The organism is Segatella maculosa OT 289, assembly GCF_000243015.1.
GTDB classification, from domain to species: domain Bacteria; phylum Bacteroidota; class Bacteroidia; order Bacteroidales; family Bacteroidaceae; genus Prevotella; species Prevotella maculosa.
In genome coordinates, this window is the sequence record NZ_JH594501.1 from 419,571 (window position 1) to 435,211 (window position 15,641).

Genomic DNA, 15,641 nt, shown 5'->3' on the forward strand with positions numbered 1-15,641 from the left:
ATCACCCATATTGCACGATGAAATGGCCCATTTAGCACGGTAAAATGGCTGAGATTGGAACGCAATGTGTAAGTTGTTGATTGTCAATAGGGTTGACACTGAGAATCAGTTGAGCGCATGTAGGGACGCCCGGCTCGTTCGTCCGCTCCAATAAACAGGTGTATATACTTGTCGGTTCACTTTGGGCGAACATCCGAACAGTGCGTCCCTGCATTTCTAACCCGACCACTTCGCCGTGCAATCTCACCCGTATTGCGCGACAATAGGACTGAAACAAAGTTGTCGAATGCATACAATCATCAAACAGCGTGATGTGCTGTGCGGCGCGATGCGGTTATTCCCGTGTCGTCGGTTTGTTGTTTGTGGCCTTCAAAATATGGAGAATTGACGCTATCTAAGGCGGGAAGGCAGACTAATCTGCGGCTTTTCAGCCTTCGTTTTTTGCACACCTTTGTACTAAATAGTGTTAATTTTCGTCTTTTAATGTATGATAGTGTTTCTTAAAATTGTATATTTGATGCAGTCAAACCATGTTGACACGAACACCTGTCAGGCACTTCACAAGCGCAACTCCGGGCTATAGGAAATCCATGTAAGACCTATTTGTCAATCTAAATACTATTAAACCAATCTAAATTTAATTTTCATGAACAGTAAAAACATTGCAAGACGCACGTTGCTGTTGCTTTTCAGCATCGTTTGTGCTGCTTATTCGCATGCACAGTCTGTCGTTCAAGGAAGTGTTAAAGATGCTTCGGGCGAGCCATTGATAGGGGCCACGGTGCAAGTGAAGGGCGTTCAAGGCGGTACCGTCACCGATATTAACGGCCATTATGTGCTCTCCGACGTGAAAAACAATGCCACGTTGGTCTTTTCCTATATCGGATATAGGAACAAAGAGGTGGCCGTCGGGCATCAAACCACGGTCAATGTTTCTCTTGAAATGGACCATCAGCAACTCGACGAGATTGTTGTCGTGGGCTATGCTGTGGGAACCAAGCGTACGGTTTCGGGCGCAATCGACCGCATTGGCAAGGCCGATATGAATAAAGGCGTGGTGACATCGGCGTCGGATGCGCTGAAAGGTAAGGTGAGCGGCGTCGTTATCAGTCAGAACGGAGGCGACCCGATGGGGACAACCAGCATACGTGTGCGTGGAACCTCGTCGTTATCGGGAGGCAACGACCCACTCGTCATCATTGATGGTGTGTTTGCCGACATGACAATGTTCAATGCCTTGCAACCCGGAGACATTGAGTCGATGACCATATTGAAAGATGCTTCCGAGACAGCCCAGTATGGATCGCGTGGTGCTGCAGGCGTTATTGTGGTGACAACGACCAAGGGAAGGAATGGATTTTCGAGCATTAACTATAGTGGAACCTTTGGTGTGAATACTGTTTACAAGAACCTGAAGATGCTGAATGCTGCAGATTATCGTGCAACGGCAACCCGTTTGGGCATTGCCTTCACCGATTTGGGCGGAAACTCCAACTGGTTCGACGAGATAGAACGGTCTGTGGGGCTTACTCAAAACCACAATGTATCGTTCTCTTCGGGCAATGACACCGGCAATTATCGTGCAAGTTTGGGTTTCATTCAGCGTGAAGGAGCCCTCAAGAACTCGGATATGAAGAACTATACAGCCAAACTCGATGCCATGCAATATGCTTTCAACAAGCGATTGAAGCTCGAATTGGGCATCTTCGGTAGTGAACGTGACGGCAAGATGCAGTATGATCCGCAGAAAATGTTCTATTCTGCAGCGGCATATAACCCCACTTATCCCACTTACAAGAACAAAAATACGGGCGAATGGGACGAGGACAGACTCGCAAATGAGATATATAACCCCATGGGACAGCTGGAAGTGACGGACCGTTACGATGTGGGCTCGCTCAATGTGCATGGAAAAGTAACCTATACGCTCTTGGACGGCTTGTTCCTTAGCGCATTTGGCAGTTATACAAGGCTGAACCTCGACCACAAACGCTATGTTCCCAACGACATTCAACAAGGACGTATCAACGGAAACGGCTGGGCATACATCAAGAATATCAAACGTACGGACCTCATGGGCAATCTACAGCTCACTTATACGAAGGACTTTGGTAAGCATCATATCGATGCTTTGGCCTTGATGGAGGGGCAGCAATACAAGAGTTTCGAGAACATGGGGCAGGCTTTCAAGTTTGATACCAACTATTTCGGCTACAACAACATGCAATCCGGGGCGAATGTGTCGTGGGGCGACGTGACTTCGGAGGCGAAAGAATATAAATTGATGTCCTATATGGCCCGCCTCAACTACATGTTTGCCGACAAATACATCGCAACAGTGAACTTAAGGACCGATGGTTCATCTAAACTCGGCAAAGGACATAAGTGGGGTTGGTTCCCTTCGGCATCTGTTGCGTGGGTCGTTTCACAAGAGAATTTCATGAAAAATGCCAAATGGATAGACAATCTCAAGGTCAGAATGGGCTACGGTGTGACGGGTAATCAGGACGTCATCGAGCCTTATCAGTCGTTAGCACTCTATGGTCCGAACGGTGTTACAACCGTTAACGGTGCCAAATCCACCACTTATGCAATACAGAGTAACGACAATCCCGATTTGAAATGGGAAGTAAAGCAGACCTTCGACGTGGGCGTGGACTTCAGTGCCTTCAAAAACAGACTGAACGTGACGCTTGATTGGTACACTTCCACAACCAAAGACCTGCTCTATCTCTACACGGTTCCCGTGCCTCCTTTCACATATAACACCTTGTTGGCCAATATGGGAAAGATGACCAATATGGGATTTGAAATCGGTGTCCGCGGGGATATTGTCCGTTCAAAGGACTTTACCTTCAACTCCGGCCTGAATCTCAGCTTCCAAAAGAACAAACTCAATTCATTGAGCGGCTATTATAAAGGGCAACTGCTTACAACAAGCGAGCATATTGCCGTGGCAAACATCAATGCGGCAGGCTTGACACAGAACACCGGCGTTAGTTATCTCATCGAAGGACAGCCCATCGGCGTCTTCTATCTGCCTCATTGTGAGGGAATCAACGCCAACGGACAGTATGTTATCTCCGATCTCGACCACAATAAAACAATAGATACCGGAGATTCCGGCGACAGAAAGGTCTGCGGACAGGCCATTCCGAAGGCTTATTTGGGCTGGGACTTCACGTTTAAGTATAAGAATTGGGACCTGACGATGCAGTTCAACGGTGCGTTCGGGCATAAAATCTATAACGGAACAGGCATGACATACAGCAACATGAACAACTTTCCTACCTATAACGTGCTGGCCGAGGCTCCCCAAAAGGGAATCAAGGATATTCAAATCTCCGATTATTGGTTGGAAAAAGGCGATTATGTGAACTTTGAATACGTCACCTTGGGCTACACGTTCGGCAAAAAGCAGCTCAAAGCCAACTGGATTCAGAGCCTGCACTTAGGGTTATCGGTCAACAATGTGTATATGTTCACCGGCTATAAAGGACTCTCTCCGCTCATCAACTCGACCTCTTTGGTACGCGTCGACGAGGGAAGGACCACTTATGGCACCATCGGTGTAGACGATAAACGCCTTTATCCGCTCTCACGCACCTTCTCTTTCAATGTAAGCGTCACATTCTAAATGTCAAACTTAAAAGTGAATACAATTATGAAACATTATATTTTTATTGCATCCTTGCTTTCAACGGCTCTTCTTGCCAGCTGTTCCTTGGACGAAAGTCCTAAAAGCAAGTTCAATGAAAGCGAAGCTTTTGGCAATTCTACCCTCACTTACGTCAATTCGGTAGCCAATGTTTACGCTGCAATAGGTGATGGCATCTACGGGGGAACCGATGCTATCCATTGTTTACAGGAGTTTACCTCCGACGAAGCAATCCTTCCGGGCCGGCAAGGCGACTGGGTTGATGGCGGAAAGTGGCAGAATTTCTTCTTACATAACTTCGCTTCGTCGGTCAATACCTATAACGACAACTGGAAGAACATATATAAGATCATCGGTCTCTGCAATTCTTCCATTGATAAGCTGACGCCTATGATCTCACAGCGGCCCGATTACAAGAAATATGTAGACGAGTTGCGGGCCTTGCGGGCCATTTATTATTACTATGCCATGGACCTCTTCGGACAAATCCCTTTGGTTACCTCGTCTTCACAGACCATAAGGAGCGTGAAACAAAGCAACCGGTCCGAAGTTTTCAAGTTTGTCACCACCGAACTGGCTGCCGTCATTCCCCATCTTTCAGCAGAACCCAGCCAGAAAACGGGCACTTATTACGGTCGGATCACGCAAGCCGTGGCCTACATGTGTATGGCTAAATGTGCCATCAATGCTCCTGTTTACACCACTGACGCCACATCAGTCAGCAGTTATAAGGCTTTCGTGGGCGATGACATGTCAAAACAGAATAAAGCAAGCGAGACTCTCGGCGCACATGTATCAACCATGGGAGCCGGTATCAGTATCACTGTCGACGGAACGGCCCGAAATGCGTGGCAAACCGTGGTTTATTGCGTCGACAAACTGGCTGCGTTGGGCTATGGTTTGGCAGCAAACTACAGCGACAACTTTGTCATGCAGAACCAAAACTCCAACGAAAACATTTTCACGCGGCCGAATGACGACAAGACCTATAAGATAACGGATTATAACCTCATTCGTTCCGTGCACTATAACCATGCAAGTGCTGCCGGATTCAATGGTTGGAACGGCGCATGCGCCACTGTTCAGGCTATGAAGGTCATGGGTTATAACACGCCGAACGAGGACCCCCGCTTGAGAATCAACTATTGGGTGGAACGTGAATACACGCAGCAGACGGGCGGAAAGACCGTAGACGACGGTGTAGGAGGAACCTTGGAGTATCGTCCTTTGGCCGTTGTTGTTGATTTCAACAACGCAGCTGACAAGCATGATGTGAAGTGTGCCGGGGCAAGATTCAAGAAATACGAATACGACCCCACGGCCGCAGCACAGGGACAATACAACAACGACCTTGTTGTTTGGCGTTATGGCGATGCCTTATTGATGAAGGCCGAGGCCGAATATCGCTTGGGTAACACGTCGGGCGCATTGACATTGGTCAATCAAATACGCCATCGTGCGGGTGCAACGGCCTTGACTTCGGTCACGTTGAACGACATTCTCAATGAGCGCATGATAGAGTTGGCATGGGAAGGGGTGCGTCGTCAAGACCAAATCCGCTTCTGCACGTTTACCCAACCCACCATTGATCGCTATCCAAATGTGTGGCATAACGCTTCTGCCGGCGATTTTAATGAGGATAAAACAGGCTATACTTGCCTTTATCCCATTCCTTATGAGGTGCTAAACTTGAATAAGAACCTGCATCAAAATCCCGGTTACGCCAAATAGAAACGGTCAGTTTACCGAGGCACTCCATGATGTCTGTTTAATGACAAAAGGCTCATGGAGTGCCTTTTTTCATGTGGTAATTTGCCATATCGCCCAACCTGTTTTCTTATTTAACCCATTTTACACCGCGTCCCCACATGCTTTTCGGTGCAGTTTGATGGAAACAAATGGCCGACAATCCCTTTTCAGTGCATAATTTCAAGGTTCAAGTGCCGGGATATGGTGTTTTTTTAATAAATTTGTGCACACGATAGTTTCTGTCGTGACCTTATAAGGAGCATAAAAACGACAGAAAGCCGACTTAAAAAGTCGGGTGTACCCATTTATATCAAGAAAAAAGAATGAAAGAACTCATCTGTCCCAATTGTCATAAGGCCTTCACGGTAGACGAAGCAGGCTATGCTTCTATTGTGAACCAAGTGAAGAATGCCGAGTTTGATGCCGAAATCAATCGTCGTCTTGTTGAATTACATGAACGTCATAAGGCCGAAGAGGCTCTCGTTGCGGCCAAAGCTGAGCAACAATATCAGCAAGAACGAAGCAGGCAAGCGCAGAAGTTATCGGAAAAAGAGGCCGAGATAGTCCGTTTGCAGACGGAACTCGGGCATGCGGAAGAGAAGAAAAAGGGCGAAATTTCGCTGGCTTTGGCTCAGAAAGACCAAGAGATTGCAGCCTTGCAAGCCTCGCTCAACGAGAACGACAGCCGGTTGAAGATGGCGGTGATGGAAGAACAGCGCAAAGCACAAGACAGTTTGCAGCATCGGGAGGCGGAGATTGCGCAGTTGAAGGCCTCGGTGGAACTCGACAAACAGAAGGCGGCCAACCACGAGAACGCTATCAAGGAGCAATATGAGCTGAAACTGAAGGCTGCACAGGAGCAGGTGGAGTATTACAGAGACTTGAAGACGCGTATGTCGACCAAGATGATTGGCGAAACGCTTGAGATTCATTGCGCAACGCTGTTCAACCAGACCATGCGTTCGATGCTTCCTAACGCCTATTTTGAGAAAGACAACGACGCATCGGGAGGTACGAAAGGCGACTTTATCTTTCGTGATTATGCCGAAGATGGTACGGAATACGTGTCGATTATGTTTGAAATGAAAAACGAAGCTGACGAAACAGCCACGAAACACAAGAATGAAGACTTTTTCAAGAAGCTGGATAGCGACCGACGTGCAAAAGGTTGCGAGTTTGCCGTGCTGGTGTCGCTCTTGGAACCCGATAACGAACTCTACAACGGTGGCATCGTAGACGTCTCTTATCGCTATGACAAGATGTATGTCATTCGTCCGCAATTCTTTCTGCCACTCATTTCGCTCTTGGTCCAGACCTCTAAAAAGAGCCTGGCATATAAGCAACAGCTGGCAATCGCACAGAGTCAGTCGGTCGATGTCACCAATTTCGAGAGCCGGCTCATGGATTTCAAAGACAAGTTTGCCAACAACTATCGGCTGGCCAGCGAGAAATTCCAAAAAGCCATTGAGGAAATCGATAAGTCGATCGAGCATCTTCAGAAAATCAAATCGGCCCTCTTGGGCAGCGAGAACAATCTGCGACTGGCCAACAACAAGGCCGAGGCGCTCACAATCAAGAAACTCACCCACAACAACCCCACGATGAAGGCCAAGTTTGATGAGGTCCGCCGGCAAGAAGAGGACACGGACGAGGAATAAGGGCTCGGGCTTCTGCGAAATAGTGGGTTGTCTGTTGGGAACGACAGCCTTGCGGTCTGCAGTCGTCTCCGTTTTTCCGGAGAAAGGAAAAGGACATGCGGGGCAAGACAAGTCTTTGTGGCGTCAGGAGTGCGGCCGTTGCGGTGGAACATCAGCCGCATTGTACGATAATATGGCCGAAGTAGCCATGTAGGGACGCACGGTTCGTGCGTCCGATCAAGTTGATTTAAAAAGACGCTCCATCTCCAATCGATCATTTGAAAAAGATAGTGACACAATAGCCAATGACCGATGAGATTAAAACACCGTTTTTTCAACCGATTTTTTGCTTGATTTTTTGTTCAAATGTCGTGTAAATTAATGTTAAACAACAAAAAGTTTAAATTAATTAACAAATGGAAAGCTTGATAATCAGTTGGTTATGTTTCTAAAGAACAAAGAACAAGAAAAAAGAAAGACGAAGAAAAAGAAGTAGAAAGAGTTGTCGTCGCCGCCGTTCCTTCTCAAGATGGTTTTTATTTTCGCCGCCGTCGTCGTTTCCGCTTTTTTGCTTAAAAAACATTGCCGGCCGTTTCGATTATAAAAAAAAACTGCGAAACTCTTGCAATCGCTTGCAAAATTTTGTATATTTGCATCAGTACGAAATCGAAAAACATTTTCCTGGGATTCGCCTTCCATGCCGGTTGGGGGAGCAAGGTGGCAGAAGCGAACCAATATGACTGATATTGCGAACCAATGTGGCTGATATTATCGTGTGAAATGATAGATATTGGTTCGCACAATGGCTGAAACAGCGTGGCAAAATGGCTGATGTCGCACGGGTACAATACCGTGGGTAATCCATATAATGAATAGGTACATATGAGAGTGATACGAAAGATAATGTTTTGTGCATTGACTGGGATTGCTTTATGTTCATGTGAAAGCGTTATATATCTGAATGGTATTGTTACAGATGCCAATAATGTTCCATTAGATAGCGTTATCATTACAAGTAGCGGTGTAAAGGTTCGTACTGATTCTGCAGGAAGGTTTAAATTTATCAGCATGGCAGGATGGAAGCACCGGGGTGAAATGAACTTTCTTTTTTCAAGAAAAGGCTTTATCGAAAGCAGACAGAAACTGAAAATAAATACAGATAGCATTGCAATCATAATACTGAAAAGAGAAAAATGATATGGAAAAGATAAAACAACACTTTCAGATTCTGCATTTTTGTAGTACGCTCGGCTCAGTTTCTTACATTGACAAAATCATACAGTTTTATGCAAGATCGTTAGATAAACTAAATAAAGGAACATACGAATTATTTATTGAATTGTCGTGTTCTGATAGTGATAGCATAAGCGTCATTCGTGCGAAAAACAGAGTTGATTGCATATATCCAAACTATTTATAAAGTAGTAAAATTTGGCGTAATGGACATTTGGTAGACTGGTAAATATTCAGTATAGGATAGTAGATTTTGTGGATAATTATAATGTCATAGCAAAAGAAAGCGCATATAATTGTGGATATGACTGGCTATTAGGTACACACACACATAGTACTTACTGGACAGAGACTTGGGCAAACTATTTGGCAAAGCAATACTTTGGAACAAAATGGCTTGGAATGGAGAATCTTTCACCAAAGAATTGGCAATTTTACTATCCATCAAAAGAACTTAATACATTACTTAAGTTTGCAAAATTTGGTTGGAAAGGTTTTTGTTTTTAAATGATGCTAGAACTACTAGAACCATTAGTAAATACATAGGCTTATGAGTAAACAGAAAATTGATAAAATTCTATTTTTAGCGTCTATTATTTTAGGAGTATTTGTACTCTATTCTTGTGTTATGGACAGAATTACTGCATTTTGTATAAGAAATTGCACAAATGATACTCTTTATATTGAACTATCAGAGTCGGATACTCTTGACAATTGGATATATTGGAGTAAATATCCTAAAGACACTAAGAGGCCTATTATGCCAAAAGATACAACTTGGATTTATATACATAGAGAAAAAGTGGTTATTGATAATTTTTTCTATGCACCGCCAGATTCTATGGTATTTGCTAGTCCATACTCATTTAAAAATAACGATACGTGTTACATATATGCCATAAAGCACTGGGTGGTAACACACTATTCGTTGGAAGAGATTCGTACAAAAAAACTTTATGACAGAAAGACTGTAATCAAGAAGGATTTTTGTAATAGCCTGTATGAATACAGGGACGTAGATTCTGCTGAAGATCATTCACTAGTGTCCACTAAAATCGATTAACAAATGGCATAATATGCTGAACGATAAATAAATACGACCCCTAAATGGACTCTATGGGTTAGAACTGGCTAACTTTGCAGGAAGTAACAATCTGTAAGTATCAGTACACCCATGAATCAAGGTAAATACATTTTTAGCCAGTTGACAGACTTTCTCCCGAAAATAAAGTTTGATTGGCTTGTAAAGAAATATGAAGGTAATAAATACGTAAAGAAGTTTACTTGCTGGAATCATTTATTGGTTATGATTTTCGCACAGCTTACACAGCGTGAGAGCCTAAGAGACCTCGTTTCTACACTCAATGCGCATAAGTCCAAGTTTAACAGACTTGGATTTGGCGAGGCTGTGACAAGAAGCAATCTCTCGAAGGCTAACGAACAGCGCGAAGCTAGGATCTTCGAAGAGATGGCAGTTTATCTTGCACAGGAGGCTCGTGAGTATCGGATTGGAAGTGTCTCTGAAGATTCCTTCTATGAAGGTTCTGTCTATGCCTTTGACTCTACGATGGTTTCCCTCAGTCTTCAGATATTCTGGTGGAGCAGGCTTCATCATGACAAGGGAGCAGTTAAGATGCATACCTTGTATGATGTCAAGACGGACATCCCTTCTTTCTTCGTGATTACAAACGGAGACATCCACGATTCAAAGATGATGCACCTAATCCCCTATGAACAGGGTGCTTTGTATATCTTCGACAGAGGCTACATGAACACGGCCCAGCTTTGCCTTATCAAACGTATAGGAGCCTTCTTTGTTGTCAGAGAGTGTACGTTGTCAAATAAAAGTGCACAACTGGGACCTCAATTAAGTTTGGGGTTTTAGTATGAATTATATTAATAAAAAAGTATATTTGCACAATGACAACAAAAAAGAATCTTTCAGCAGGTTCTCAGCAGAGAACGTCAGAATCCTTGTTAAAGGATATTCGTCGTAACACGAAACGAATTTTCACTTCAGAATAAAAGGTTTTAATTGTGATGGAAGGAATCCGTAGCGAACAGAGCATCGCAGAGCTCTGCCGTAAATATGGCATATCCGATAGTACTTATTACAAATGGAATAAGGAATTTATTGAGGCAGGTAAAGCTCGCCTTGATGGTGACATCGTCCGTGAAGCAACAAGTGATGAGGTGAAGGAACTTCGTCAGGAAAATATTCGCTTAAAGAAAGCCCTTGCCGATTTGGCAGTAAGATATGACGTTGTAAAAAAAAGCTTGAAACTCATCGAATAAGCCCTATGCATGAATCGTATATACGTTATAGCGCGGAAGAGAAAGAGACTATAGTTCTGTCAGTAAAGCGTTCAGAGTTAAGTATTGTTCAGGCCCTCAAACGTTTAGGTAGTCCAAGGCGTACTTTTTATAACTGGTATCAGAAATATGCCACTGGGGGAGTGAATGCTCTTAGAGAAACGCCTTATAGGAGGCAGACGACATGGAACCGAATCCCCGACAATATTCGACAAATAGTGGTTGAACTTTCTTTAGAGCATCCTGAGCTCACTCCCAGAGAGTTATCCGTCCTTTTATTGGAGGAAAGTCAGATATTCGTTTCAGAATCAAGCTTTTATCGTATTTTGCGCGAAAGAGGTCTATTGGAACGTATGGAGCATGATTTCGTCCTTGCAGCCGACGAGTTCCATCATAAGACTAAATTTGCCAATGAGATGTGGCAGACCGATTTTACCTATTTCAAAGTCAAGGGTTGGGGCTGGTATTATCTCTCTACGGTAATCGATGACTACAGCATGTATATTATCCATTGGGAGCTATGCTCGAGCATGACCTCTGAAGATGTATCCAAAACAATAGACAAAGCAATTGAGAAGGCAGGAGTTACACTTCAGAATCCTCCTTGCTTACTATCTGACAATGGGCCATGTTATATTGCTTCCTCGCTCAAGGAGTATCTCGGTAAGGTATATAACATCAAGCATATTCATGGCAAGCCCTTGCATCCACAGACGCAAGGGAAGATAGAGCGATATCATCGATCAATGAAGAATGTGATAAAACTAAATCATTATTTCTGCCCCTCTGAATTAGAAAAGGCTATTGATGAGTGGGTGAAATACTATAATGAGAGGAGGTTTCATGAATCGTTGGATAATCTTACACCTAGAGATGTATATTTAGGGCAAGGGGAGAAAATCAAAAAGATAAGAGAAATAATAAAGCAAGATTCAATCAACAAAAGAATTTTTGAAAATAAAAGAATGAAGTATCGGAGTAAATAACTATATTTGCAGTTGTGCACTTTCGTTTGACAACGTACAGATGGAAGCAATGGGTTAGGTTAGGAAATTCTTATTCTAAGAGTGGAGACTTTCAAACAAAATCTCTTCGCTGGGGGGCATCACCATATTACACAAAAAAGATAGGTAATCCTACTTTAAGAAACATAAATCAAAATTTGAGAAATACAAAATTTCCTTATGACAATTGGCGCACTGCTGATCCAGGACATATTCATTATAAATGGCGATTAAATGATGAAGACTCATGGCATTGGTTTCGTTAAATATTAAGTAGTACAAATTTATGAAATATTTTATTTTAAAGTGGTCATCAGAAAAAAAGCAGAACAATAAAACAAAACGAAGCTTATGGTGTCGTTTGCTGCATAAGATGATCGTTCCACTCAGTGCAAATCCTGATTTTGATGATAAAATAGAGGATGTTACTCTATGGTTTATTGAATATGACGATGTGGTAAATCATATTGCAAACAGAGAAATTGGATTTGCTAAAGATGGTAGGATTATTGTAAAAATGCCAGACGATAGAAATTATGGTTATTGGCTGGATACAAATTGCGAATTGGAAGATTTCAAAAAGATGGGTATAAATATGATAACCGAAAAGGAATTTAACGACTTATGGAATTCGGTCTATTACGATAGAGAAGCAAAAGAATTCAAGCAGACTGTTATCAAAAATGGAGACAAACGCAAACAATGTGCTTGCTAATAAGGACAACTAAATGTACAAAATGGAGAACCTATTTTACCTTATCTTTTTATTTGCAGGAATTGTTGTTCCTGGGTATCCTTCGAATCCGAGAGTGGACAGTAATAACCGTATAAGTGTTACAGGGATAAGGAAGATTAGTACTACAACACACGACAAATGGAGCATTGTTTGTCATTTCGCCAGACGAGGCTTTCTTATTCGTGAGCAGAGCTTTTACAAAGGAAAATTGAAGTCTGATTATACATATGATTACAGGATCATGGACAGTGTCGTAGTGACAAGTATAACAGACATGAGTGCTCCGTACCCCAAATTGGTGAAGAAATACGAAGACTACTTTTCTCCTTCTGGAAAATGTTACAAACGCAGGGTGTACATGAATGGTTCGGCAACCGTATCATTATATATAGACAACTTTGTATATGACGGTGATTTGCTGATAAGCTATGAAGAGGCAACCGCTTGGCAAAAGGAAAATGGCAATGTCTCGAAAGTGAATTGTTATTATAATAAAAAGAAGCAGAAAATTCTAGAAACCAAGTCTTTCAATGGAACAGACAGTGTATTCTATTCCTATAATGAAATGGGGCAATTAACAGACGAGATAAGAAAATCAGATAGTCTATCAGTTTTGAGTGGTATTGTTCCCTATGCTGACAGCGAATTAAATAAAGTACAACTCACATATTCTAATTTTGATAATAAAGGAAATTGGACGAAGAGTTATTATGCTACTCAAGAAGGAAAGAAAATGCGCTCAAAAAGAAAAATAGAATATTGGTGATCAGCGACATATTGGCGAGGATTGGCCGTAGGAAGCTAAATGGACTGGACAGATTTCGATTGTTTTTATAGAATTATTCTGTAAATTTGCACTTGCTTGCTGAATTCGTCCCGGAAATGAAAGAGCAGAAATATGAACAGAAAGTGAAATTGTTCAGGAATAGCTTGGCTTCATACATAACAACACGCCACAAAGAAGACCTTCTTGCCATTCAAGATTCCGTAGTCGTAAACGTCGTGGTGAATGGAAATGGACGGGTAGACACTGTTTGGTTGGTGCATCCGAAGTCATTCCCTTTTGAAAATATGTATCGGTTCATCAAAAGCTATGATTTCAAAGGGCCATTGATAGAACATTACACTACCGAACCAAAACAAGGACCTTCCCAATGAAACTGAAATTGGTCTTGGACAAGAAAAAAAGAATGTTACATATCTCCTTTCATTATTTGTCGGTAAAGGAAGAAAGAGAATAGTTCTTGCGATACACATATGGAAAGGAGATGTTTAATTTTTGCTATGAGTTGTTTGTTTTTTGAGTATTTCAAAAGCTCAGGCTTTAATTGCGCAGATTGAACATGCTTAAGTACGCTTGACTCTGCTTGGAGTGGCGTGGGAAGAGATGCCGCTGAAGACATGTTTCCTTGCAAATGAAAAACAGCCTGCAACAGGGGGTGACCGTTGCAGGCTGTCGGTGGAAACCGCGAAAGGGAGGTTATCCGTCAGAGTAGGCTCTTGATGGCAGCATCAATGTCTTTCACTTGCACGTCGCGCAGCTTCACTGCGTTGTCTTTTCCGATGAGGAAGAACGTAGGAAGGCTTTGTACGTTGTAGAGATTAAGCGTCTGTGACTCTGTTCCGGCCTCGTCTCGGACGCTGATCCAAGGTAGTGCGGCCGTCTGTGTCTTCCAGAAATGTTCGTCGGGGTCTACGGAAACCTGATAGATTTCAAAGCCTTGGGCGTGATATTTATTGTAGAGGTCGCGCAACATCATGATGCGTCGGGTGCTATTTTCGCCGGCAAAGACGTGGAAGTCGAGCATGACTACCTTTCCGGAAAGGTCGGACAGGCGACGAATGTTGCCCTTGTTGTCGGGCAATGCAATGTCGATGATGCCGCTCACTTTCACCTTTTCGGCACTGAGACGGGCCCGTTGCTGTTCAGCTTCGATGAGGCGGGCGTCTTTCATGCCCTGCAGGGCGATATTGTGTAGGTTGATTCCGCGCTCGGCTTTTGGGTAGAAGGTGTCCCAACTCGTGGCCACGGCCGCATATACCTTGTTGTCTTCCTTGCTATTGCGCGGATTGAAAATCAGATGTTGCTGGTCGCCCAGTACAACGGTTTGGAAAAGGGCAAAGTAGGCATATGCTTTCATGGGTTCCTTAAAGATATAATTGCGCTTCACCTTGTCCTTATAGGCCTCAAGGGTCTTTGCGATGGTGGCCTCTACAGCGTCGATGCCCAGATCGGGACGCTTGATGATGTTGTCAATCTGCGTCTGAAGCGCCTGTTGCATGCGTGCCAGCTCCTTGATTTTACGGCAGTTCTCGCTTCCGTTGACCTCATATTGGGTGGCCATTGCAGGATAGGTGGCCTTGATGTGCACGGTTTCGGTGGAGTCGATGCTCACATTGATCATCTGTCCGGCAATACGCAGGCGATAGAAATCGGGGGCTTCGGGGGCCTTTTCACTGAAAGAGAAACTCCCGTTCTCGCCTAATTTCACGGAATCCACAATGACAGGGCCGTTGAGGCTCATGTTTTCGAAATACAGCATGGAGTCTTTGGCGTTGGAAATCTCACCCTCAACGCGGAATTTCTTGTTCGTGCAGGAAGTCAGGCCCAAGGCGGCAAGCGCGAAGGCTGCGATCATAAAGCGTTTTCTTATTCTCATTTTCTTATGGATTTTTCATGTTCCGAATGCAAAAGTAGTGCAATTAGGGCAAACGACAAAATTTGAAAGGAAAAAAACGAAGGGAATCCGAAAGTAAACTGGGCGGAAACGGAATGAGAGCGTAATGACGTTGTGATGGAACGACAGGGAGAAGAGACGATATTCCGTTAGAACAACCTGATAATTTGCAGGCCTGCATAGACTGCGATGATACCTAAGAAGACGCTTCCTCCTATATAAGCAGTCGCTTGCCACAGCTGATGGGCGCGAAGCAGCGTCAAACTCTCGTTACAAAAGGTGGAGAACGTAGTGAAACCGCCGCAGAATCCCACGGTCAAGAAGAGCTTCCAGCCTTCCTGTATGCCTGTCCCTCGGTCGGCAATGCCATAAAACAAGCCGATAAGCAGGCAACCTAAAAGGTTGACGGTCATCGTTCCCAATGGGAAGACGCTTAAAAACGTGCCCTGCAACAGCTTGGGTAGCAGCCATCGCGAGACAGATCCCAAAGCACCTCCGGCAGCAATACACAGTATAGAACGTATCATCATCGGCTACAAAGGTACGAATTTATCCTTTGGAAGCGCTATTGCCGGTTCTTTTTTGCATAAAATAATGAAATAATGGGCCTTTTACTTTTTTTTCTCATATATA

Annotated in this window: 14 protein-coding genes; 12 read left to right on the plus strand and 2 right to left on the minus strand. The window is 43.6% G+C overall.

Going from position 1 to position 15,641, the window contains the following annotated elements; genetic code table 11:
* The first annotated feature begins 646 nt into the window (after positions 1-646).
* The 12 genes from HMPREF9944_RS03780 (at position 647) to HMPREF9944_RS03830 (ending at position 13,488) form a co-directional block, all read left to right on the plus strand.
* Positions 647-3,637 carry a SusC/RagA family TonB-linked outer membrane protein gene (locus HMPREF9944_RS03780; RefSeq protein ID WP_008564556.1) on the plus strand — a complete coding sequence of 997 codons (2,991 nt, stop codon included), beginning with the start codon at positions 647-649 and terminating at the stop codon, positions 3,635-3,637.
* Between the two features lie 27 nt (positions 3,638-3,664).
* Positions 3,665-5,389 (plus strand): RagB/SusD family nutrient uptake outer membrane protein, encoded by a 1,725-nt coding sequence (locus HMPREF9944_RS03785; RefSeq protein ID WP_008564557.1) that lies wholly within the window; start codon positions 3,665-3,667, stop codon positions 5,387-5,389.
* A 341-nt stretch (positions 5,390-5,730) separates the two neighbouring features.
* Complete coding sequence (locus tag HMPREF9944_RS03790; RefSeq protein WP_008564558.1) at positions 5,731-7,065, plus strand: DUF2130 domain-containing protein; 1,335 nt, start codon at positions 5,731-5,733, stop codon at positions 7,063-7,065.
* An 867-nt stretch (positions 7,066-7,932) separates the two neighbouring features.
* Positions 7,933-8,241, plus strand: a complete 309-nt coding sequence (locus tag HMPREF9944_RS12930; protein WP_154652109.1) for a peptidase associated/transthyretin-like domain-containing protein — start codon at positions 7,933-7,935, stop codon at positions 8,239-8,241.
* Positions 8,242-8,532: 291 nt separating this feature from the next.
* The gene (locus HMPREF9944_RS12675; protein WP_216594333.1) at positions 8,533-8,784 is read left to right on the plus strand and encodes a hypothetical protein; all 252 of its coding nucleotides are present in this window, start codon (positions 8,533-8,535) and stop codon (positions 8,782-8,784) included.
* A 43-nt stretch (positions 8,785-8,827) separates the two neighbouring features.
* Positions 8,828-9,340: a hypothetical protein gene (locus tag HMPREF9944_RS03800; RefSeq protein ID WP_008564562.1), complete on the plus strand. Its 513-nt coding sequence runs from the start codon at positions 8,828-8,830 to the stop codon at positions 9,338-9,340.
* A 111-nt stretch (positions 9,341-9,451) separates the two neighbouring features.
* Complete coding sequence (locus tag HMPREF9944_RS03805) at positions 9,452-10,162, plus strand: IS4 family transposase (RefSeq protein WP_008564563.1); 711 nt, start codon at positions 9,452-9,454, stop codon at positions 10,160-10,162.
* Between the two features lie 155 nt (positions 10,163-10,317).
* Entirely contained in the window at positions 10,318-10,572 is a 255-nt protein-coding gene (locus HMPREF9944_RS13505; protein ID WP_008564564.1) for a transposase, read from the plus strand.
* Between the two features lie 5 nt (positions 10,573-10,577).
* A complete protein-coding gene (locus tag HMPREF9944_RS03815; protein ID WP_008564565.1) occupies positions 10,578-11,576 on the plus strand; it encodes an IS3 family transposase in 999 nt (332 codons plus the stop codon).
* A 304-nt stretch (positions 11,577-11,880) separates the two neighbouring features.
* A complete protein-coding gene (locus HMPREF9944_RS03820) occupies positions 11,881-12,309 on the plus strand; it encodes a hypothetical protein (RefSeq protein ID WP_008564566.1) in 429 nt (142 codons plus the stop codon).
* Positions 12,310-12,331: 22 nt separating this feature from the next.
* Positions 12,332-13,096, plus strand: a complete 765-nt coding sequence (locus HMPREF9944_RS03825) for a hypothetical protein (protein ID WP_244861108.1) — start codon at positions 12,332-12,334, stop codon at positions 13,094-13,096.
* Positions 13,097-13,212: 116 nt separating this feature from the next.
* Positions 13,213-13,488 (plus strand): hypothetical protein, encoded by a 276-nt coding sequence (locus HMPREF9944_RS03830; protein ID WP_044113311.1) that lies wholly within the window; start codon positions 13,213-13,215, stop codon positions 13,486-13,488.
* A 329-nt stretch (positions 13,489-13,817) separates the two neighbouring features.
* Here the strand turns inward: HMPREF9944_RS03830 and HMPREF9944_RS03840 are convergent, their stop codons facing one another.
* Positions 13,818-14,990, minus strand: a complete 1,173-nt coding sequence (locus HMPREF9944_RS03840; RefSeq protein ID WP_044113313.1) for a TlpA disulfide reductase family protein — start codon at positions 14,988-14,990, stop codon at positions 13,818-13,820.
* 167 nt (positions 14,991-15,157) lie between these two features.
* Entirely contained in the window at positions 15,158-15,538 is a 381-nt protein-coding gene (gene crcB, locus HMPREF9944_RS03845; protein ID WP_081475806.1) for a fluoride efflux transporter CrcB, read from the minus strand.
* Positions 15,539-15,641: the final 103 nt, after the last annotated feature.